The sequence below is a fragment of the Pseudomonas duriflava genome (assembly GCF_007830155.1).
In the GTDB taxonomy this organism is placed as follows: domain Bacteria; phylum Pseudomonadota; class Gammaproteobacteria; order Pseudomonadales; family Pseudomonadaceae; genus Chryseomonas; species Chryseomonas duriflava.
Genome location: NZ_VLKY01000001.1, coordinates 387,865 through 408,766 on the forward strand (window position 1 = coordinate 387,865; position 20,902 = coordinate 408,766).

A 20,902-nucleotide genomic window follows, 5' to 3' on the forward strand; every position below is an offset into this window, starting at 1 on the left:
GGGATTCGTTTCCACCACGCGCCTGAACGATCTGAAATGGACTTGGTATCGCTTCTTAAAAAGGTTGCCCCGCTAAACATGGCGATGACAGTCGGCGAAGTTGCCGACAGGCTCATGACGGTTGAAAACCAGCGTTATCTTTGTCTGCCAGTAGTAGATGACTTTAACGTTCCTATCGGCTTAGTCAGTCGATACAAGCTGCAAGATATTTTTCTGAAACGCTACGGTCGCGACCTTTGGGAGCGGCGCTCGGTACTTGAAATAATGAATTCGACCCCTTTGCTGATTTCTTTGGACATGGGTCTTGAAGAAGCTGCGGATGCTGTTACAGCGCAACTGCAATATCCAATTACGGAAGATTTCATCCTTATCGAGAAGGATGGTACTTATCTGGGATTGGGAATGGTCATGGATCTAACCAGAGCAATGGCCAGATACCTTAGTCGAAACCGGCAAGTACTTATTCGCGCTCAACAAATTGCAGGCCTGGGCAGTTGGGAGTGGAATGCGCGAAGCGATATTATTTACTGGTCTCCTCAAATCACTCCGTTTATAGGCGTGAAGACCACGCTGACCCATGCCCCGCTACGCGATGTAATCAGCATCTTTACGGCTGAGTCACAAGAGAAACTAATAAGCTTTTTTCATCCATCAAGCCGCTATCTGGAGCATCTTCCTACTCTTGAATTAAAGCTGCAAAGCGCTGACGGTGAGCTACGTTTCTTTGAACTACAGGGCGAGCACTTTAACGATCCCGAGACAGGAGAGCATCATGCTGTCGGGACGTTGCTGGATATTACCGAACGACGAATTTCTGAAGAGCGCCTGGCTCAGTTAGCTAATTTTGATCATCTGACCAAGTTGCCTAACCGCTACTTATTTCAGGATCGGCTACGACATGCCATTACGCAATCGTTGCGAAAGGATTCCAGTGTTGCGTTACTGTTCCTGGACATTGATCGCTTCAAGTGGATCAATGATGCTTTAGGACATGCGGCTGGAGATGAGCTACTTAAACAAGTGGCTCACAGACTTACCTCTCTCTTACGCAGCTCCGATACTGTTGCACGGCTTGGCGGGGATGAATTTACCGTCATACTGGAAAACGTCACGGATTCCGAACAAGTCGCTGTGGTTGCGGAAAAGATCATTAGTAGTTTTGCTGAAAAGTTTAACTTAGATGATCGCCAAGTCTCTGTCTCTACCAGTATAGGCATAGCTCTTTGTCCAAGTGATGCCGATACTATAGACGCCTTGCTCAAAGGTGCTGACCGGGCGATGTATCAGGCTAAATCCCTGGGGCGGAATCGCTATTGTTTCTACACAACCGAGCTTGATCGAGAAGAGCGACGTCGTTTTGAGTTGGAACGTAGATTACAAAACGCCTTGGAAAAGGGGGAGTTTGAACTTTATTTTCAGCCGCAGCTGGATACGCAATCTAGCCGTTTGATCAGTGCTGAAGCGCTTTTGCGTTGGGTCACTCACAACGAATCCATAAGTCCAGCAGAGTTCATTCCTTTAATGGAAAGCTCGCAACTTATTGTTCCTGTAGGTCGCTGGGTACTCAAACAAGCCTGCCTTGCTGCGGCTCTCTGGCAGAAGAATGGGCTCAAGGGAGTAGGCGTTGCGGTAAATCTCTCCGTTTTTCAATTACGCCAGCCCGATTTTGTTGCAATGGTTGAAGCAACGCTTGCTGAAACACGCCTTTCTCCAGGCCTGTTGGTTGTAGAGGTAACAGAGAGTGTTCTGTTGGATGATCAGGGGAGCGCAGATGCACTTCTTAAACTGTCCAGACTTGGCGTTAAAGTAGCCATCGATGACTTTGGAACAGGTTACTCATCGCTTGTTTATTTAAAGAGATTTGCAGTCGACACACTAAAACTGGACCGAACCTTTGTTACTGGTTTAACAAACAACGTAGACGATGATGCGATTGCGATAGCCGTTATTACCCTTGCCCACTCATTGGGGCTTACCGTAACGGCAGAAGGGGTAGAGACCCTTACCCAGCAGCAGTTTTTACGTGATCAAAAATGCGATCATCTGCAGGGCTATTTGATCAGCTCACCACTACCAGAAAAAGAATTTGTGAGCTGGGCGCTAACAAAACATGCCTCATTAATTGATAGTTTTACGCCCTATGATGAAGTTTACCCACTGATTAAATTACAGGCCTGATCTGCTTTTAGGCGCAATCATTACGCTCTAGTGGCCTGTATGTGTTAGCTCATAACGCATAGCCAACCACTTGTTTCAGATAAACCGTAATGATCTAAATGGCCAGGGTATTAGATGAACGCCCGGTAATAGCCATGGAGAAAACTGCCATGGCAACGTACCAAAGAGGCGCCATTCTCAAGGTTTATTAAAGCCGAGTGGCTGGCAGCTATGGGCCGCATGAACGCTATGCTGGCCGCATGTGTTGGCGGCCACTGTCTAATAAGTGCTACAGCCGTATAGCTTGATCACAACAAGGCAGGTATGCAGCGGCCGCAGTGTTGTATTCAATAAACCTTTAGCACTAGATCTGCTATGGCACTATTTGCAGAGCAACCCGCTGACAAGTCGCTTCGACTGAGCCAACAGGCCTTTGTGCCTCATGACCTGACGTCTACCCTATCGTTTACGTGCCTTTCAGGCTCAAGCGTCTAGACTGGTTTTAGACGGGCAAATGTTAGCTGTGCGCTCTTTTTGCCATTGCCCCAGAAAAGCTAAGTAACAAATTCAGATCTGCAAAAATTAATACTCATCTGGTTATGGCCGAAATAGCTTTTAACTGCTCTAGACCCTTAATCGGAACGATAGCGGCAATGTTTGATATCTAAACGACATCATGTCAATGTTATGGCGTCATTGCTTCGCCGTTTTTTGCGCTAGCAATCTTTCCGCTTTTAACAATCAGCCTCCCTTGTAGGAGTGTAAATGGAAAGGCTCCCCGTTCAGGTTCTTGGTGCTCTAGCCGAGCGAATCGACCTAGGTATCATCGTGTTCGATGCGGATATGAATATCCTGCATTGGAATGCTTTCATTACTTTACATAGCGGAAAACAGCTGAAGGATGCACAAGGACGAGCCTTTACAGAGGTCTTTCCTGAAGCTGCCTGCGTAAAGTTCGCTCAAGTAGTCAGTCAAGCCGTTGAAAGCTCTACGCATGTATATACGCACTGGGTAGAGGCGCCGTTGCTACGCCTAGATAATCCAGCTATCGCATTACAGAACACTATTTTCTTTCCTTTCATTGGTTCTGATGGCGCACGTATGTATGGCCTCATCCTGCAGGAATCCAACGCTATTGCTAGTTCTACAAACAGTTTAGAAGCAGCCCTAAACTCACTCAGGAACAAGCAGGACGAGCAGGACCAGCTTCTCCGTAAGTTGGAAGTGGCAAATAGCCAATTACTTCAGTCTGAAAAACTAGCGGCTATTGGTCAGTTGGCAGCGGGTGTCGCCCATGAGATTAACAACCCTATCGGGTACGTCTTCTCAAACCTAAAAACATTAGGCGGCTACGTCCATGATCTATTACGCATCATTGATGCCGTCGATAACGTCTCTAGCTTGGATGAGCTTCGGAATATCAAGCACAGCCTGGAATACAACTATATCCGTAGTGATATAGAGGCGGTGATAAGTGAGTCTGAAGACGGCATTGATCGGGTTAAACGAATCATTGGCGCGCTAAAAGACTTCTCTCATATTGATGAAGAGGAGTTTCGTCCTGTCAGCCTTCACCGCGGTATTGATACCACCCTTAATGTTGTTAACAACGAGCTTAAATATAAGGCTGAGGTAATCAAGGAGTACGGTGATCTGCCGGACGTGGAATGTATTCCATCCCAGATCAACCAGGTCGTCATGAATCTCCTGGTCAATGCAGCTCACTCTATTGAGCAGTTTGGCCGTATTACGATTCGTAGCCGCCAGGAAGACAGCTGGGTGTGGTTGGAAGTTGAGGATACGGGTAAAGGTATAGAAGCCAAGATACTTAATCGTATTTTTGAGCCTTTCTTTACGACCAAGCCTATTGGTAAGGGGACCGGCCTGGGTTTAGCGCTTTCTTACACAATTATCCAAAAACACCACGGCCGCATTGAAGTCTTCAGTGAAGTCGGCAAGGGAACGCGTTTCCGTGTTTGGCTACCCATCAAGCAGACAGCTGAGGCGTCTCAAGTAGAAGTTCAGACCCTATGATGAATGAAAGCGTAGCGACTCTTCTTTTAGTCGATGACGAACCTAATATTCTTAGTAGCTTACGCCGGGTATTGCGTAACGAGCCTTATCAACTGCTAACCGCTAGCGGAGGTGAAGAGGCGATTGCTCTGCTCGAAAGTCATTCCGTTGACCTGATTCTTTCCGATGCGCGTATGCCAGGCATGGACGGGGCGACCCTGTTAAGCCAAGTCCAAAAACAGTGGCCAAGCTGCTTGCGTATTCTGTTGACTGGCTACGCTGATATCACCACAACAGTCAGAGCGATTAACGAAGGGCAAATCTATCGCTACATCAGCAAGCCTTGGGATGATGATGAGCTGCGCACGATTTTGCGCCAAGCTCTGGCCTACCAGCACTCCGAGCGTGAGCGTGTACGTTTAGAGCAGTTGACTCAGGAGCAAAATACACGCCTCCAGGAGCTCAATAATACGCTGGAGCAGCGTGTACGCTCCCGTACGGCTGAGTTGCAGCAAACTGCAGACATGCTTGATCTGGCCTATGCAGAGCTCAAGCGAAGTTATGTAACGGCAACGGAAGTATTTGCCAACCTGGTCAACTTGCGACTAAGCAAGGCCCGCCAAACCAACACCCAGGTAATTGCTCTTGTTAAGGCTTATGCCGAGCATGTAGAGCTTGATGAGCTAGCAGTCAATGATCTGTCCATGGCTGCGGCCTTGTACAACATTGGCAAGCTAACGTGGGATGACCGCTTACTGAACTGTCCGAGTGATCAGTTATATAAAGAGGACAAGGTGCGGTTTTGCCAGTATCCCGTGGTGGGCGAAAGCCTGCTGATGGCGCTAGAGCCCGTACAGGACGCAGCCCGTATTATTCGGCATCATCAGGAGCGGTGGAGCGGTTCGGGATTCCCTGATCGTCTGAAGGGAGAAGCCATTCCCTTCGGGTCTCGTTTGTTAAAGCTGGCTGTAGATTTTATCGAGCTGCAGCGGGGCATGATTCTGGATCGTCGTTTGAGTCGTGACGAAGCGCTGCTGTTGATCGAAAAATATAGCGGCCGTTTCTATGATCCAGACCTTTGCACTCGCTTCATTGAGCTGTGCACCACCCTTGCGCCGGATCTAGCGTTAGCTGATGCAAGTATTCTTGCATTGGATACTCGCAAGCTTGAGCCGGGCATGACTTTGGCGCGTAGCCTTCATGCGCAGAATGGAATGCTGCTGCTAAACGAAGGTAAGCAATTAACCAAGATATTGATAGACAAGTTAATTGCTTTCGAGGCTTCTGAAGGGGGACGTTATACGATCTTCGTTCGCAAGCCGGATCAATCTGAGCAACCCCAAGGGGATGCCAGATGATCAAGATCCAATTAGTGGACGATGAGCCTTACATCCTGAATGCCTTGCAAAGAGCTTTGCATCGATATGCATGGGAAGTACATGCTTTCAAGAATATCAATGCTGCGATTAACGCCCTGTCTGAGCATGAGTATGCAGTAATTCTTTCTGACTACCAGATGCCGGACTTAGACGGCATTACCTATCTGCAACTGGCCAAGCAAAAACAACCTCAAGCGCTACGCATGGTATTGAGTGCCTATGGAGATCGGCACTCCATGATGCAGGCTATTAATAAAGCGGAGGTTTATCGGTTTCTCTCAAAGCCTTGGGAAGACTATGAGATTGAAGCGGCATTGCGCTCGGCTGTCGATCTTTATGAATTGCGTATGGAGAACCAGCGTCTACTGGCCCACATAAGGACTCAGCAGACTGCTCTGACACGTCAACAGCAGGAGCTACAACGGTTAGAGGCGGCATACCCTGGCATTACCCAGGTCAAGCGCGATGCCGAAGGGGCAGTGCTGATTGAGGTGGAAGAGCAGACATACCATGGTTGATTACAGACCGCATGAGCGAAAGCTAATACTCAAGGTTGTTTTTTACGGGCCTGCCTTGAGTGGAAAAACAACAAATCTAATGCAATTGCACAATCTGTTAAAACCACAAAGAAAAGGCGAGCTCATGGTGTTAGAGACTCGCGATGACCGGACTCTTTTTTTTGATCTGCTTCCGATCGGGCTGCGTGGCGAACAGGGGCTGGACCTACGTTTAAAAATATATACGGTGCCTGGGCAGGTACAGCATGACAGTACCCGTAAGGCCGTGCTCTCCCGGGCCGACGGTGTGATCTTTGTCGCTGATTCGCAGCCGCTGCAACAAGATAACAATGCCAATGCTTTCGAGAATCTCGCTGAAAACCTAACAAAGCTTGGTATGACTATTGAACAGTTGCCTTTGGTAATTCAGTTCAACAAGCGTGATCTTGAAGGTGCTGTTGCAGAAAGCGAATTAAGGATGCGTTGGAGGGAAACACCCTGGGCGCCGCTGTGTATGGCCTCGGCGCTTAACGGGCACGGTGTGGTGGAAAGTTTCAGGGCTCTTCTGGAGCGCCTTTACCCTCAGTTAAATCATGAGTTCCATCTGCACAGTAATGAAGGCATTTCCGCTGAACATTTCATTCGCCAACTGAGCGCAGTGGCAGGAGAGGATCATGCGTAGTTTCGAGGATGATCCAAAACTTCTGGATATGCTGTCGCCTGAGCGTTTGAAGAGACTTTTATCACTTATCGAAACCCTTTCTTCTCATTCGCTACGGCTGGAGGAGAAGTATTTAAAAGAGGCTGAGCCGGTAGAGTTTAATCTTGAATGCTTGGCGTGGCTGCATTGTCCTGGCCGGCCTGATGTTCAGCAAGCAGCAGCAAGGCTACTCGAATTCATTTTGATGTATGTCGGGAAGTATCGCCTGGCAGCAAATATGCACCATGACACGACTAGAGCCAGTTACGCTGAATTAGAACGTCAGAATATTGCTTTACAGGTATCTGAAGCCCGCTTCAGATTGTTGTCTGAAGAGCTTCAGACTCGTGTTGATGCTCAGGTAAAGATAATTGAGAAAACCCAACGGCAACTATATGAGTCTGCCCGGTTAAGGGCTGTTGGTCAGCTGGCAGCCGGCGTAGCACATGAAATTAATAACCCGGTCGGCTTTATTTCCAGCAATCTAAGAGTGGCTTCTGATTATTTGAATGAGATCAGCGAAAAGCTACCGGACGACAAAAATACTCATCTCATGCTTGAAGACTTTCGAGCGTTATTGAGTGAGTCGGTAAGTGGTGCTCGACGTATCGCTACTATCGTCACTGACCTTAAAACCTTTTCCAATATTGACCAGGCAGATTTTACGCCTTGCAGCCTTAATGCGTTATTGGGGACCACCTGCCATCTTTTACAGGCGGAACATAAGGCAACGCTTCCTTTAAGAATGGAGTTGACAGAACTGTCACCGCTCGCAGGTTATCCTGCGAAATTGTCTCAGGCTTTTTACAACATTTTAGATAACGCTGTAAAAGCGCTAGAGAAAGAAGGCGGCGAAATTCGAATAATAAGCAGGCAACATCAGGCCACTCAGGAAATCATTATTGAGGATAACGGTTGTGGCATTCCTCAAGACGTTCAGGCCTGTGTATTTGATCCCTTCTTTACAACAAGGCCAGTAGGGGCTGGAAGTGGGTTGGGGTTGACCGTAGCCCGGGATGTTATAGCGGCACATGAAGGAGAGATTCAATTAGATAGCCAGGAAGGACAGGGCACGCGTATCACTTTGCGTTTTTGGAATAAGTGAGGAGATGCCATGGCTAAGCGTTATGCATCACTTTTCCTTGAAGGGGATATAAACAGCAAAGACGCAGATACTCCTGCTCCAGCCCCTTATCAGTTGCTTTTAGTTGATGACGAGCCGGGTATTCTGGCATCGCTGCGTCGCGTGTTTCAGCGTGAAAATTATGAATTGCACTTTGCGCGTAATGCGAGTGAGGCGTTAAAGGTTCTGGAAGATAAACCTATACACCTTGTTATCAGTGATTTCATGATGCCAGGCATGAATGGCAGCGAATTGCTTAGTCAGATACGTAAGCGCTGGCCTGATACCCTCCGGCTCATGCTTACGGGGCATGCCAATACTGAAGCGGTAATGGGGTCTATCAAGGAGGGAGCGGTATACCGCTTTATCCTCAAGCCCTGGAATGACGACGACCTGCGACTCACCATTGCGCTGGCTTTGGAACAATACGAGCTGATGCAGCGTAACCGAACGCTTGAGCAGGTAAACCAAAAGCAGCATCGTGATCTGGAAACCCTGGCAAAGCTAAGCGTGACGAATCGCAGTCAGCTAGCCATCATGCTACATAAGAAAGGGCTTCTTAGCGCTCAGCAAATTCAGCAACTCCATCGGGAGATGCAAAGCCATAAAACGCCTGTCATCTATCAACTGATGCAACACGACTGGGTTGATGAGCGTAAGGTTTATACCCTGTTGCGTCAGGATATGCTGTTCGAAGAAGTCGACTTACGAGAGTTTCAAGCCGATCCGGCTGTGCTGGGGCTTATTCCTCAAGCAGTTTGTACCCGGCAGTTGGTATTGCCGCTTCGTGTAGTGGGAAAGCGTCTTCGGCTGGCCATGGCTGATCCCATGGATATGGGGCTTATTGAAGAGCTTGGATTTGTCACTGGCTATAGCATCCATCCCTTGCTTAGCCCTCTTGATCAACTACAAAACAAACTCAATGAGTTGTTTGGCAAGCCCAGCCAGGCGCAGTTTGAAGAAATAGCCACAATCGTTGGTGGTAGTGACCCTTATGAGGGCATCGAGATTATTCTCGATGATGATGTCGCTAGTGAAAGCCTGGAAGAATTACTAAGTAGCTCTGAAGATTCTCCGGCGATCCGCTTGGTAAACGCCATTATCCTGGAGGCCTTACGTCTTCGGGCCAGTGATATCCATATTCACCCTAGAACTAAGCACGTTGTTGTTCGATATCGAATCGATGGAATCCTGCAAGATAAAATCCAGATTCCCAATACCTTATTGATGTCCCTGGTCTCTCGAATCAAGGTGATGGCTGAACTTGATATCACTGAGCGGCGGAGACCTCAGGACGGGCGAATAACAGTCAAAACGCCGATGCGTATTGTTGATCTGCGTATCTCGACATTGCCTACGATCAATGGTGAGAAAGTAGTGATGCGTGTTCTGGAGCGCCAGTCGGCAGCTCAATCGTTAGAAGATCTTGGATTGTCAGAAGCAAATCTACAGCGACTTCTGCACAGTGTTAGTAAGCCTCAGGGAATCATTCTTGCCACAGGGCCAACCGGAAGCGGCAAGACAACAACCTTATTTGCACTTTTGCAGCATGAGGCCAGCCCCGAAAAGAACTACGTCACCATTGAAGACCCGGTAGAGTTCCATGTTGATCTGGCAGGGCAGGTACCGGTACGCGAGCGTATCGGGTTGAGCTTTGCAAGTGTCTTGCGGGCCATTCTTAGGCAAGATCCGGATGTCATTTTACTGGGTGAGATTCGAGACAATGAAACGGCCGAAGCGGCCTTTCATGCGGCGCTGACAGGACACTTGGTATTTTCTACGTTACATACCAACTCAGCGGCCGCAACCATTGCTCGACTCTTCGATTTAGGTCTTAAACCTTATGTATTGGCAACGGCGCTTGAGGCCATTATCGCCCAGCGTTTAGTCAGGCGTATTTGCCCTCATTGTCGCGAAAAGGTAGAGCCGCCACAGGAGCAGCTTCTTAGTCTTGGCCATGACTTTCTCAAGCCGGGACTGCAATTTTATCAGGGCAAGGGCTGTAGCCAGTGTAATCAGGGTTATAAGGGGCGGATAGGCATTCATGAAATTCTAACCATGAATGATGCTCTTCAAGATGCCATCTTTCAGGGGGTGGGCGCTTCACAATTCCAGGCGATTGCTCAAGAGCAGGGCATGATTACTCTGCTTGATGATGCGCGGGAAAAGGTATGCCAAGGGCTTACCACGGTAGAGGAGATCTTGCGTACTTTAGGCCCACAAGTATTGAAGAAACATATATGAAAGAACGGCATATTATTGTCCAGGCCTATCTTTATCTTCTGGCTTTCTCCTTATTAACCATAGGCGGTATTTGCCTAGCCAACTTTTATCGAATCGACCAGCCAACCCTGCATGTTGTTGTGTTGCCACCGGATAGCTCATTGTTATGTCTGCTACTTGGCACGATGTTGCTGGCTATCATGCGTGCGCCAGGAAACGTGCTAAAGGCTTTAGCCGTTCTCTTGATAATATTTTGCACGTATTCGCTTGCTCATAACTTCATTATGGGAGGCGTTGATGTCGGGGTCTCATGGATCACTGGCTTCAGGCGAATACGTAGCGCATTAGCCTTAACAATGCTTGTCTGGGTGTTGGCTATATTTCTTTGTCAGGGAAATATGGTCGCAAGACGTATAGGGCAGCTTTTAGGACTGGTAATAGTTTTAATTGGTTGCTTCTCTCAGTTTCTACTCTTAAATCCTGATCTTGACGGCTTTAGATTAGGCTTCAAGAAAATGTCCAGCGTGGCAAATATTTATATTGCGCTTTTGGGCATCGCTGTAATATTACTGGGCTCGCTTTCAAAGAAGCCTAGCACCTCTCTTGATCGGCTAACCCTCGCCATTGGATTCGGTGGGGCACTTATTAGCAGTTTGGGCTGTTATCTATTGAGTCAGAAAGATATCGATTCTGCCTCTAAGCGCAGCGATATTCTCTTATCCCACGTACAGAGTACTGTCAGAAAGGACTTGGATAGCCATGTTCAGCTAATAAATCGTATGGCCGAGCGCTGGCAAAGTATTTCTAGAATTCCTCGGATTGATCTTTTACAAAATGAGGTACAGGGCTACCTGCGAGATTTCCCTGCTTTAGAAGGAATAGCGGTTGTAGGCCCCCAGCGAGAACCTTACTGGCTTCAAGCACGTAAACCTGTAGTTCGTGAGTGGTTGGAAACGTTTCTTACTGATCCCTTGGAAGCTGATTGGTTACAGCATGTGATTGATGAAGGAACGCCTCATATCAGTCAGCTTCATTATTATGAGTCCAGCCAGCATTATGATGCTTTTATTGTCGTCCCTATGCTGTTGTCCAATCAGCCAGGCTGGTTTTTAGTCGCCAGTATTGATGTAGGACATATACTTAAGACGCGAATAAGCAATGACATATCAAGTGGTTTTATTGTTCGTGTTTATGAGGGGGAATCCTTACTGTACGAATCAGAAGAGCAGACGCAGCAGCCGTTTATAGTTGTAGGTGAAAGAGAGCTTCACTTGCATGAGGGTATTGAGTGGCGGCTGGTTTCTTCCCTTAATGTTTCTCCCAGTCTTGTTGATCTCCCTGCGTTAGCGCTACTTTTTGGTTTGAGTCTGAGCTTTTGTCTCATGATTAGCCAGCGCCTGGGCTGGCTTGCATTAGAGCGCTCTAAAAGTCTAGAGGCAAGCCTTGCTTACCAGGCGCGCATGCAGAAGTTGCATCAGAAAATCATGGAGTTTACGTATGATGTCTTGTGCTCTATTGATGCTGAAGGGCGCTTCCAAGAGCTTAGCCCATCCTGCTATAGGGTTTTAGGCTATAAGCCTGAAGAAATGGTAGGCCGCTTTTATCGTGAATTCTTGCTACCCGAAGATCAAGAAAAAACGGAACAAGAACTTAGCTCTATTACTCCCCAACACCCTACACGTTTTTTCCGTAACCGATACCGTCACCGCCAGGGGAATATTGTTCATATTCTTTGGACAACAGCTTGGTCGAATACAGAAAAAACCTTTTTTGCGGTTGGTCACGATATTACCCGCTTAGTTAAAAGCGAAGAATTTACCGATGCCCAACGTAGAATTTTACGCATGATTTCTCTGAGAGAGCCCTTGAATGAAATTCTTTCAGAAGTCTGCTGTATGGTTGAAGCTCAAGACACGCAGTCAATCTGTTCCATTTTGCTAGCGGACTCTGAAGAAACTCATCTTATCCACGGGGCTGCGCCCAGTCTTCCAGAAAGTTATATAAAGGCTATTAGTGGATTGTGTATAGGGCCTAAAGCAGGAAGCTGTGGCACGGCTGCTTTTAGACGAGAAGCGGTCTATGTCGAAAACATAGAGGCGGATCCTTTATGGGACGATTTTCGTGAATCGGCGCTAAAGAGTGGTTTGAAGGCTTGTTGGTCCATACCGTTAATAAATAGCGAGGGGAAAATACTCGGGACGTTTGCCATGTACCGGCGACAGGCTTACAAGCCTAATGAGGAGCAACTACAGCTTTTAACAACTGCTGAGCAATTGGCGGCGATTGCAATCGAGCGCTCGCAAAGCTTGCAGCGGATGGAGGAAAGTGAGCAGCGGTTTCGCTCATTGTTTACCTTCAACCCTGATCCTGTTTTTTCCTTAGACTTGGAAGGAAATTTTCAGAATATTAATGAAGCTACTTTAAAACTTACTGAGCTGTCTCGTGATTCTATTATCAAAGCTCATTATTCAACAGTAGTTACTGAGCGGGATCTGGCAAGAGTTACTGCATGTTTTCAGGCCGCAAGCCAGGGGATGAATCAACATTATGAAACTCATATCATCACACCGCGTGGCGAAATTCTGCTCGATGTAACCAATCAGCCAATAATAATTAATAACAGAATTGCTGGAGTCTTTGGTATTGCTAAAGACATTACTGAGCGTAAAGCTATTCTCAAGCAGCTTCAGCAAAAAAATTTATTGTTAAGTATGGCTGGACATACAGCCAAGTTGGGTGGCTGGGCGCTGGTGTTACCTGAGCAGTATATGATCTGGTCTGAAGAAGTCCGGAACTTATTAGAGTTTCCTCCAGACGTAATACCTATATGGAACGATATACTGCCCCTGCATCCAGAGCCATTTCGCAGCAGGGCTGAAGAAGCCATGCGTCTTTGTATTGAGCAAGGAGAGCATATGGCCTATGACATCGAGATCCATACCGCTCTTGGCCGATTGATACATGCTCGTATTACTGCTCAGCCTGTACGTGATGATGATGGAAAGATTGTTCGTGTCGTAGGCTCATTTCAAGATATTAGTGACCGTAAGCGGGGCGAACAGCAATTACAAGCTACACTCAGTGAGCTAGAGCGCAGTAATCGCGAATTAGAAGAATTTGCTTATGTTGCCTCTCACGACTTGCAGGAGCCTCTCAGAAAGATTCAAGCCTTCTCCGAACGTTTAACTGCCAGAACAGCGGGTTTGGACGAAGAGGCAAGTGACTATTTGAAGCGCATGAACTCTGCTGCATCACGTATGCAGGCCTTGGTGATTGATTTACTAAATTACTCACGCGTCAACACACGTGGACAAGTGTTTCAACGGGTGGAGTTTAGCAATGTTGTGGAAGAAGTCCTTGATGACATGGAAGCTACTATAGAGCAAACAGGAGCTCGTATTGAGTGCCATGAGTTGCCAACTGTCATGGGAGATCCTACACAGTTGCGCCAGGTCATACAGAATCTGATCAGTAATGCTCTTAAGTTCCAAGTTATTGGAACCGCGCCTGTCGTCAAAATATATTCGGAACAAACTACAGGCGATACCTGGAAATTATGTATAGCTGATAATGGCATTGGTTTTGATGAGAAATATCTTGACCGAATATTCAACCCCTTCCAACGCCTGCATAGCCGTGAAAGTTATGCGGGAACAGGTATAGGTCTAGCTATTGTCAAGAAGATAGTCGAGCGCCATCACGCTTTTATTACAGCAAAAAGTTCACCTGGAGAGGGAAGTACATTCCGTATCACTTTTCCACGTTCTGACAGGGAAGAGCTATGAATAAAGTCCCCTCACTCATACTGATCGCAGATGATGATCCAGATGATTGTCTGTTGATTAGAGAGGCCTTTAAAGAGGCAGAAATCGTTAATCCTCTTTACTTTGTGCACGATGGTGAGGAGTTGATACGTTATCTCAAGCATCGTACCCCGTACTCGGATAGCAATCAGTATCCCTTGCCCGGGCTTATCTTGCTGGACCTTAACATGCCTTTGATGGATGGTCGGGAAGCGTTAAACGAAATCAGGGGAGACCAGCAGCTACATCATCTTCCTGTTGTTATCCTGACTACATCTTCAGCCGAAGAAGACATTGCTCATAGTTATAAGGCAGGCGTTAGCGCTTTTCTTACCAAGCCCGTTACATTTAGTGGGTTGCTTGAGTTGGTTAGAGAGTTTGGTCGCAAGTGGCCAGATTTAGTTGAATTCTCGAACAGTAAGGACCCGCTATGAGCCCTTTGAATTGCAGCTTACGCGTATTACTGATCGATGATGATGAGGACGACTTTTTCATTGTGCGCGATCTGTTGCGTCAAGCTAAAAAGTCAACGTTTGGGCTGGACTGGGAAAATAGTGCTGAGGCTGGATTACAGGCAATCCTAGAGCAGGCCCATGATCTGTACTTGGTTGATTATCGTCTTGGTCCTGACTCGGGACTGGAATTAATCAATCAAGCGTTGACTGCTGGTGTTACCAAACCATTCATCTTGCTCACCGGGCAAGAAGATGAAGAGTTAGATACTCGCGCTATTGAGCTGGGGGCTGCCGACTATTTGGTTAAAGGGCAGTTCGATACTCGTTTGCTTGTTCGTAGCATTCGGTACGCCGTTGAGCGAAATCAGTCTACGAGAAGTTTGCTTGAAAGCGAAAATCGCTATCGCCTGATGTTTGATGCCAACCCCGGACCTATGTGGGTTTTCAGTAAAGAAACGTTGCGCTTTCTGTCGGTGAACCAGGCTGCTATCGATTATTTTGGATATTCGCATGACGAGTTCATGTCGATGACTGTATTGGATCTTCGAAGTGTTGAAGAGCAAGAGCGGCTATTGAGATACCTGGAGACTAATAAAAACAACTTTCTGGGCAACCTGGGCACGGACGTCTGGAGTTATCAACATAAAAATGGACAAAGCCTTTCTGCCCAAGTTTTTACACATGAGTTTGAGCTTAATGGCCGGCCCTGCTACTGGGTAATGGCTGTTGACTTAACTGAAAAACAAAAAGTACGGCAAGAGTTAATTCAACGAGAGTTGGCATTTCGACAGTTACTGGATGATACCAGGGACGCTCTTCTGGTCATCGGTGATGATGACGTTCTGTATTACGCTAACCCTGCCGCTGAGCGACTACTAAACGCTACTCAAGAGAAACTAAAGCAGCACTGTCCTTTGTTGCCTAAAACCTATAATAAGCTTTATGAGTGGACCTTATCTACGCTTGAAGGTAAGAGCGTTGAGGTAGAAATTCACTGCGCTAAAACAGAGTGGGAAGGGCGGCAGGCAAGTTTGCTGTCACTACGCGATATTGCTAAGCGCAAGGAGTCAGAGAAGCAATTACGTTTACTTCAGCGCAGCGTTGAGTCCAGCTATAACGGTGTTGCTATTGCAGACGCTCAATTACCGGATCTCCCTCTTATTTATGTTAATTCAGCCTTTGAACGGTTAACTGGCTATTCTGCCCACGAAGTATTAGGCAAAAACTGCAGGTTCTTACAAGGGTCGGAGCATGAACAGGCAAGCCTGGAAACGATTCGTGCAGGCTTGGCGCAACAGCGAGAGGTTAGGCAAGTCTTACGTAACTACCGTAAGGATGGAACGCTCTTTTGGAATGATATTTTCATTTCTCCAATTTTTAATGATAAAGGCGAGTTAACCCACTTTATTGGGGTGCAAAGCGACATTACCGAGCAGCGGCGTTATGAGGAAGAGCTGAGCTATAACGCCAGTCACGATGCTCTGACCGGGTTACCAAACCGGGCTTTGCTTGAAGACCGTTTACGGCAGGGTTGCCAGATCTCCCAGCGTTATGGACGTAGTTTGGCGGTAATGTACATTGATCTGGATGGTTTCAAACCTATCAATGACTTATATGGTCATGATCTCGGAGATCAGATCCTGGTAGAAGTTGCTCAGCGTATGGGAGAGCAAGTACGTCCTGGCGATACGGTTGCTCGAATGGGTAGCGACGAATTTATCGTTTTACTTCCTGACCTAGCTCGTGAGGAAGATGCTCTACAAGTAGCGGAGCGACTTATTACCGATATCGCACGCCCTTACCATGTACAGGATATCGAACTGCATATTACGGCCAGTATTGGTATCACGCTTAGTGATGGCCGGATAGATCAGCCTAACCAACTTATCCAGCAGGCGGATAGAGCGCTAAACAAGGCTAAGCAAGAAGGGCGTAACAACTATCAGTGGTATACCTCAGATCTCAATCCCCATATTGGTGATCGAGTTACTCTACGTAGTGAACTCAAGAAAGCCATTGAGAGCCAGTCGCTGGAATTATATTACCAGCCGTTGATAGATGGCCGTAGCGGAAGGGTGACGGGGCTTGAGGCCTTGCTGCGGTGGAGGCATCCCGAAAAAGGTTTTATTCCACCTTCTACCTTTATTCCGGTAGCCGAAGATACGGGGCAGATAATTCCTTTAAGCCTGTGGGTTCTTGATACTGCCTGTAGGCAGATGCGTGAGCTTTGCAATCAAGGCGTGACAGGTATATCCGTAGCGGTGAATATTTCACCCTTGCACTTCCAGCGAAAAAATTTTGTAGCCAGCGTACAAACTGTGTTGGAGCGATATGCGCTAGGGGCTGAATTACTTGAGCTTGAGCTCACCGAATCAGTCCTTATGAATAATACTGAAAGAGCGATAGAGACGTTACGAGAGCTAAAAGGGCTCGGTTTAAGTATCTCCATTGATGACTTTGGAACGGGATTTTCCAGTCTGAGCTATTTGAAGCGTCTTCCCATTGATAAGGTTAAAATTGATCGCTCGTTTGTCAGTGAGATCATAAGCGACCAGCACGATGCCGCTATTACTCAAGGTATTATTTCAATGGCGCATCACCTTAAGCTTAAAGTAGTGGCTGAAGGTGTCGAGAATGAACCACAGTTTGCCTTTCTGAGAAAGAATCATTGCGATATTTTCCAGGGCTATTACTTCGCCAGACCAATGCCTTTCAATGAGCTTGAAGCATTTTTACGAAAGCCTATTCTAGTAAGTGATGTTCCTCCGCCTAGCACTGAAGAAGTTCAAACACTGCTGCTGTTAGATGACGAAGAAAATATATTGCGTGCCTTGGCCCGTGTGCTTCGACGGGACGGTTATAAGATTTTGATGGCTACACGTGCGCAGGAAGCATTCGAACTACTGGCTAAAAATAATGTGCAGGTCATTCTTTCTGATCAACGCATGCCAGAGATGAATGGCACGGAATTTCTTAGAAGGGTTAAAGATTTATACCCGAATACAATGCGTATTGTTCTTTCTGGTTATACCGATTTGAAGTCGGTTACAGATGCTATCAACCAGGGGGCTATTTATAAGTTTCTGACAAAGCCTTGGGATGATGAGCAGCTAAGACAGAACATTGCGCAGGCCTTCCGTGAGTTTGCTAATGAAAAAGAGTGATCAAATGTCTTAGTCAAGCTTTGTGTTCTAGCTGACAACTATCAACTCAGTTTCTCAGGTATGAGTATCACCACTCACGTGAGGCATAAGGAGATGCCTCAGCCGTGTGGCTTATAGCGCTTGCGTAGCGTTGTCAGGAGAGTTTGTAACGGGGCCGGTATGCCGGCCTGCTTCAGGCGAGCAGGGTAGTTAGTCAAGGTCGCTGGGCGTGCATCAATGGATCAACCAAGAAGAAAAATCTTGGATAGATATCCCTGAAGCCTAAACCGCTGTTTGTACTGCGATTCGAGAGGAGACTGTATGCAACCTCACGTGACGACCTTTTTCGATGATGCCACCCATACGTTTAGTTATGTTGTGACCGATCCCGCCACACGCCAGTGTGCCCTGATTGATTCCGTACTGGACTATGAGCAGGCCTCCGGGCATATCGCTACAACCAGTGCTGATCGGATGGTCAACTACATTCAGGCGAACGGGCTGTCTGTGCAATGGCTTCTGGAAACCCATGTCCACGCTGATCACTTATCCGCTGCGGCATACTTACGTAGGCGTGTAGGAGGTACGCTGGCTATTGGAGAACATATAAGGGATGTTCAAGGTGCCTTTTCCCGCCTGCTTAATATCGAGGCAGAACGGCTTGCCCAAGAAGCGCCTTTCGGCCATCTGTTTCGGGATGGCGAACGCTTTTCAATCGGCTCGCTGGAAGGCTTCGCCTTGCACACACCCGGTCATACGCCGGCCTGTATGACCTATGTCATCGGCGATGCCGGTTTTGTCGGCGATACGCTGTTCATGCCGGACTACGGCACCGCCCGCTGCGACTTTCCCGGTGGGGATGCCCGCCAGTTGTACCGCTCGATTCAAAAGATCTTTCAGCTACCAGACGAAACCCGCCTGTTCATGTGCCACGACTATAAGGCGCCGGGGCGTGACGAATACCGCAACGAAACCACCGTTGGTCAGGAGCGCACCTACAATGTACATGTGCATGAAGGCGTGACTGAGGACGGGTTCGTCGCGATGCGCACGGCACGGGACGCTACCCTCAAGATGCCCGCCCTGATCTTGCCATCCGTACAGGTGAATATTCGCGCGGGTGAACTACCGCCTCCCGAAAGCAATGGAATCCATTACCTGAAGATTCCGCTTAATGCGGTTTAAAACCTGGATCGTCTTCTTTATACGGCCCTACCAAAAGGGTGCCGTATTTCTTTTGCCAGTTCCTATTTCTTAGGAACCTATACAGTTACCCATTAAGTTTCAAACGAAGCGGCAGATACAGGGAGGTAGTTACGGATTTCTGGCGTCAAGGTGTATGCTCCGCCCCTTGATATCTAAAAGCCATTAGTGCTTTTTAAGAGTGCTTGGGCTGACGATCGACGTCGTTCACTGATTTGTTTCATCGCTCCGATGAACGTTGTTATCAGGATGTATTGTGCGGAACCGCTTCTCTCAAAGCCCGATTCATTTTTTGCCGCCTGTGTTTCTGGCGGCCGTAGCCTGGTTACTTAGTTTTTACTGGCCCGGTACGACCTTTTTTACGTCGTTGTTTAACGTATTGCCCACGTTGCTCGTTCTGCTGGGCGGTGCCTTCTGTGTGGTTTATCAGCGTCAAAGCCAGCTGTTTACGCTAATCACGCTGTATATCGTCCATGTGTCGCTGTCGCTGCAGACGGAGCATTTCCAGGCAACTCATACCCTTCGGGCAGAGACGCCTCTGGTTTTTCATCTGGCGACCATTCTTGCGCCCTTGCTCGTTGGGGTGTACAGCGTCTGGTCCATCAAGGCGCATCTCCTGCAGGACACCATTAGCCGCGTAGCGCTTCTACTGGTGGCCACGGTTGTGCCCCTGGCGCTGGGGCGTGTTTATCCGGACGGCATGCTCCACTTGGTGGATACCATCTATTGGCCTAGCTTGCATGGTGATTGGATGAAGCTGGCACAGCTGGCCTATATCACTTCTATTGTGGGCTGGGGCACAGTGGTTGTTCGTTATGCCCTGTTTCCTCGCCCGCAACATGCCGCACCTATTGTCGCTATCGCCTGTTTAGCCTGGATGTGGTCCCAGGTGTTTATCGCGCCGCATGTCCTCGATGTGGTAATCAGTTGCGCCCAACTCATGATCCTGGGCTCGGTCATTCATGAAACGTTCTACATGGCGTTCCGCGATGAGCTGACAGGTATTCCGGGTCGGCGTGCATTGAATGAGCGCTTAAGTCGGTTGGGTAGCCAGTACGTTATTGCCATGGCCGACGTGGATCATTTTAAAAAATTCAACGATACACACGGCCACGACGTGGGTGATCAGGTGCTCAGGCTGGTTGCCAGCAAGATGCGCAAGGTGGGTGGCGGCGGCAGCGCCTTCCGCTATGGCGGCGAAGAGTTCACGCTGTTGTTTCCCGGCAAGACGCTTGAACAATGTTTGCCGCATCTGGAAGAGGTTCGTCGTAGCATCGAGACCTATCCTTTGCGGATTCGGGATCCGCAGAATCGACCGAAAGACGATGATCAAGGTAAGGCGCATCGCGGTGCGAGCGAGGCCAAGCCCGTATTTATTACCGTCAGCATGGGAGTTGCCGAGCGGGGCACGGCCGCACGCACGCCGGAAGAAGTGATCAAGTGTGCTGACCAAGCTCTTTATAAAGCCAAGGGCGCCGGGCGTAATAATGTTATGCCCTACGGGCAGGGCGCCCAGCTTGCCTCACGCGTCAAGCGTGCCTGATTTCGGCGCCTCGTAAAAAGATCTGGACGGCATGACTGATCAGCCGATCCAGTTCTTCAGGCGTCGGGGAGGGCGCTACCCCTAAGGCGGCTCGCCGCTGTGGACCTGGAATTACCATGCCAAACAACATGGCCGAGGCTTCCATCGTATCGGGTACATGCAGGCGTCCGGCTTGGCACTGCTGTTCAAGCCATCCGGCCAATAGCTCTACTGCCTTGTAGGCGCCACGCTCATCGTACAGGCGCGCTATCTCGGGAAAAGCCTTCGCTTCGGCCAATACCAGCCGCAACAGACCCACCGGAATTTCACCCAGCGATACATCAGCAATAGCGCGCACATAGCGACACAGCCCTTCCGTCAGATCGTTACCCGGCGTGCCGATGCAGGCTATCGCCTGACCCATATAGGCATCGATGACCGCTTCGAACAGTTCGCCTTTCGAGCGAACCACGCCATAGACCGTACGCTTGGACATGCCTGCCCGTTCGGCAATGGTGTCCATACTGGCGTGATAGCCCTGTTCCAGCCACACCTGTAGGGCGGCTTCGATCAGGCGATCCAGAGGTGCTTGTCTTTCTGCGCGAGGGCGGTTCTTAACAGTCATGGGTGTCCAAAAAATAATTAGTAAAAAGTTGGAAACTAATTAGTTTCCCTTCTGGTCTT

At 48.2% G+C, this 20,902-nt stretch carries 13 protein-coding genes; 12 read left to right on the forward strand and 1 reads right to left on the reverse strand.

The features are described 5' to 3' along the window. Nucleotides 1-36: 36 nt before the first annotated feature. The 12 genes from IQ22_RS01845 to IQ22_RS01900 all read left to right on the forward strand — a co-directional run bounded on the left by IQ22_RS01845 (nucleotide 37) and on the right by IQ22_RS01900 (nucleotide 20,239). Nucleotides 37-2,178 (forward strand): EAL domain-containing protein, encoded by a 2,142-nt coding sequence (locus tag IQ22_RS01845; RefSeq protein ID WP_158635398.1) that lies wholly within the window; start codon nucleotides 37-39, stop codon nucleotides 2,176-2,178. 744 nt (nucleotides 2,179-2,922) lie between these two features. Then, a complete protein-coding gene (locus IQ22_RS01850; RefSeq protein WP_145137172.1) occupies nucleotides 2,923-4,191 on the forward strand; it encodes an ATP-binding protein in 1,269 nt (422 codons plus the stop codon). Continuing rightward, complete coding sequence (gene nosR, locus IQ22_RS01855) at nucleotides 4,188-5,528, forward strand: response regulator c-di-GMP phosphodiesterase, NosR family (protein ID WP_145137175.1); 1,341 nt, start codon at nucleotides 4,188-4,190, stop codon at nucleotides 5,526-5,528. The genes IQ22_RS01850 and nosR overlap by 4 nt, the downstream gene beginning before the upstream one ends. Beyond that, nucleotides 5,525-6,067, forward strand: a complete 543-nt coding sequence (locus IQ22_RS01860) for a response regulator (protein ID WP_145137178.1) — start codon at nucleotides 5,525-5,527, stop codon at nucleotides 6,065-6,067. Before nosR ends, IQ22_RS01860 begins: the two co-directional genes overlap by 4 nt. 124 nt (nucleotides 6,068-6,191) lie before the next feature. Next, a complete protein-coding gene (locus IQ22_RS01865; RefSeq protein ID WP_244308862.1) occupies nucleotides 6,192-6,728 on the forward strand; it encodes a GTP-binding protein in 537 nt (178 codons plus the stop codon). Then, entirely contained in the window at nucleotides 6,721-7,851 is a 1,131-nt protein-coding gene (locus tag IQ22_RS01870) for a sensor histidine kinase (RefSeq protein ID WP_145137183.1), read from the forward strand. The genes IQ22_RS01865 and IQ22_RS01870 overlap by 8 nt, the downstream gene beginning before the upstream one ends. Before the next feature lie 9 nt (nucleotides 7,852-7,860). Then, nucleotides 7,861-10,113, forward strand: a complete 2,253-nt coding sequence (locus IQ22_RS01875; protein WP_145137186.1) for an ATPase, T2SS/T4P/T4SS family — start codon at nucleotides 7,861-7,863, stop codon at nucleotides 10,111-10,113. Further along, nucleotides 10,110-13,877: a PAS domain S-box protein gene (locus IQ22_RS23495; protein WP_244308865.1), complete on the forward strand. Its 3,768-nt coding sequence runs from the start codon at nucleotides 10,110-10,112 to the stop codon at nucleotides 13,875-13,877. The genes IQ22_RS01875 and IQ22_RS23495 overlap by 4 nt, the downstream gene beginning before the upstream one ends. Continuing rightward, nucleotides 13,874-14,329 (forward strand): response regulator, encoded by a 456-nt coding sequence (locus tag IQ22_RS01885; protein WP_145137189.1) that lies wholly within the window; start codon nucleotides 13,874-13,876, stop codon nucleotides 14,327-14,329. Before IQ22_RS23495 ends, IQ22_RS01885 begins: the two co-directional genes overlap by 4 nt. Beyond that, complete coding sequence (locus IQ22_RS01890) at nucleotides 14,326-17,514, forward strand: EAL domain-containing protein (RefSeq protein WP_145137193.1); 3,189 nt, start codon at nucleotides 14,326-14,328, stop codon at nucleotides 17,512-17,514. The genes IQ22_RS01885 and IQ22_RS01890 overlap by 4 nt, the downstream gene beginning before the upstream one ends. 300 nt (nucleotides 17,515-17,814) lie before the next feature. Beyond that, the gene (locus tag IQ22_RS01895; protein ID WP_145137196.1) at nucleotides 17,815-18,678 is read left to right on the forward strand and encodes an MBL fold metallo-hydrolase; all 864 of its coding nucleotides are present in this window, start codon (nucleotides 17,815-17,817) and stop codon (nucleotides 18,676-18,678) included. Between the two features lie 274 nt (nucleotides 18,679-18,952). Next, on the forward strand, nucleotides 18,953-20,239 hold the full coding sequence (locus IQ22_RS01900; protein WP_145137199.1) for a GGDEF domain-containing protein: 1,287 nt from the start codon (nucleotides 18,953-18,955) through the stop codon (nucleotides 20,237-20,239). Here IQ22_RS01900 and IQ22_RS01905 read toward each other — a convergent pair. Next, the gene (locus IQ22_RS01905) at nucleotides 20,226-20,843 is read right to left on the reverse strand and encodes a TetR/AcrR family transcriptional regulator (RefSeq protein WP_145137202.1); all 618 of its coding nucleotides are present in this window, start codon (nucleotides 20,841-20,843) and stop codon (nucleotides 20,226-20,228) included. The two genes, IQ22_RS01900 and IQ22_RS01905, sit on opposite strands and share 14 nt — an antisense overlap. Nucleotides 20,844-20,902 lie beyond the last annotated feature (59 nt).

What these genes read in the sequence shown, in the direction of transcription:
- IQ22_RS01890 (WP_145137193.1), top strand. Translation starts at nt 14,326, where the DNA reads ATGAGCCCTTTGAATTGCAGCTTACGCGTATTACTGATCGATGATGAT.
- IQ22_RS01870 (WP_145137183.1), top strand. Translation starts at nt 6,721, where the DNA reads ATGCGTAGTTTCGAGGATGATCCAAAACTTCTGGATATGCTGTCGCCT.
- nosR (WP_145137175.1), top strand. Translation starts at nt 4,188, where the DNA reads ATGATGAATGAAAGCGTAGCGACTCTTCTTTTAGTCGATGACGAACCT.
- IQ22_RS01875 (WP_145137186.1), top strand. Translation starts at nt 7,861, where the DNA reads ATGGCTAAGCGTTATGCATCACTTTTCCTTGAAGGGGATATAAACAGC.
- IQ22_RS01850 (WP_145137172.1), top strand. Translation starts at nt 2,923, where the DNA reads ATGGAAAGGCTCCCCGTTCAGGTTCTTGGTGCTCTAGCCGAGCGAATC.
- IQ22_RS01905 (WP_145137202.1), bottom strand. Translation starts at nt 20,843, where the DNA reads ATGACTGTTAAGAACCGCCCTCGCGCAGAAAGACAAGCACCTCTGGAT.
- IQ22_RS01895 (WP_145137196.1), top strand. Translation starts at nt 17,815, where the DNA reads ATGCAACCTCACGTGACGACCTTTTTCGATGATGCCACCCATACGTTT.
- IQ22_RS01860 (WP_145137178.1), top strand. Translation starts at nt 5,525, where the DNA reads ATGATCAAGATCCAATTAGTGGACGATGAGCCTTACATCCTGAATGCC.
- IQ22_RS01845 (WP_158635398.1), top strand. Translation starts at nt 37, where the DNA reads ATGGACTTGGTATCGCTTCTTAAAAAGGTTGCCCCGCTAAACATGGCG.
- IQ22_RS01865 (WP_244308862.1), top strand. Translation starts at nt 6,192, where the DNA reads ATGGTGTTAGAGACTCGCGATGACCGGACTCTTTTTTTTGATCTGCTT.
- IQ22_RS01885 (WP_145137189.1), top strand. Translation starts at nt 13,874, where the DNA reads ATGAATAAAGTCCCCTCACTCATACTGATCGCAGATGATGATCCAGAT.
- IQ22_RS23495 (WP_244308865.1), top strand. Translation starts at nt 10,110, where the DNA reads ATGAAAGAACGGCATATTATTGTCCAGGCCTATCTTTATCTTCTGGCT.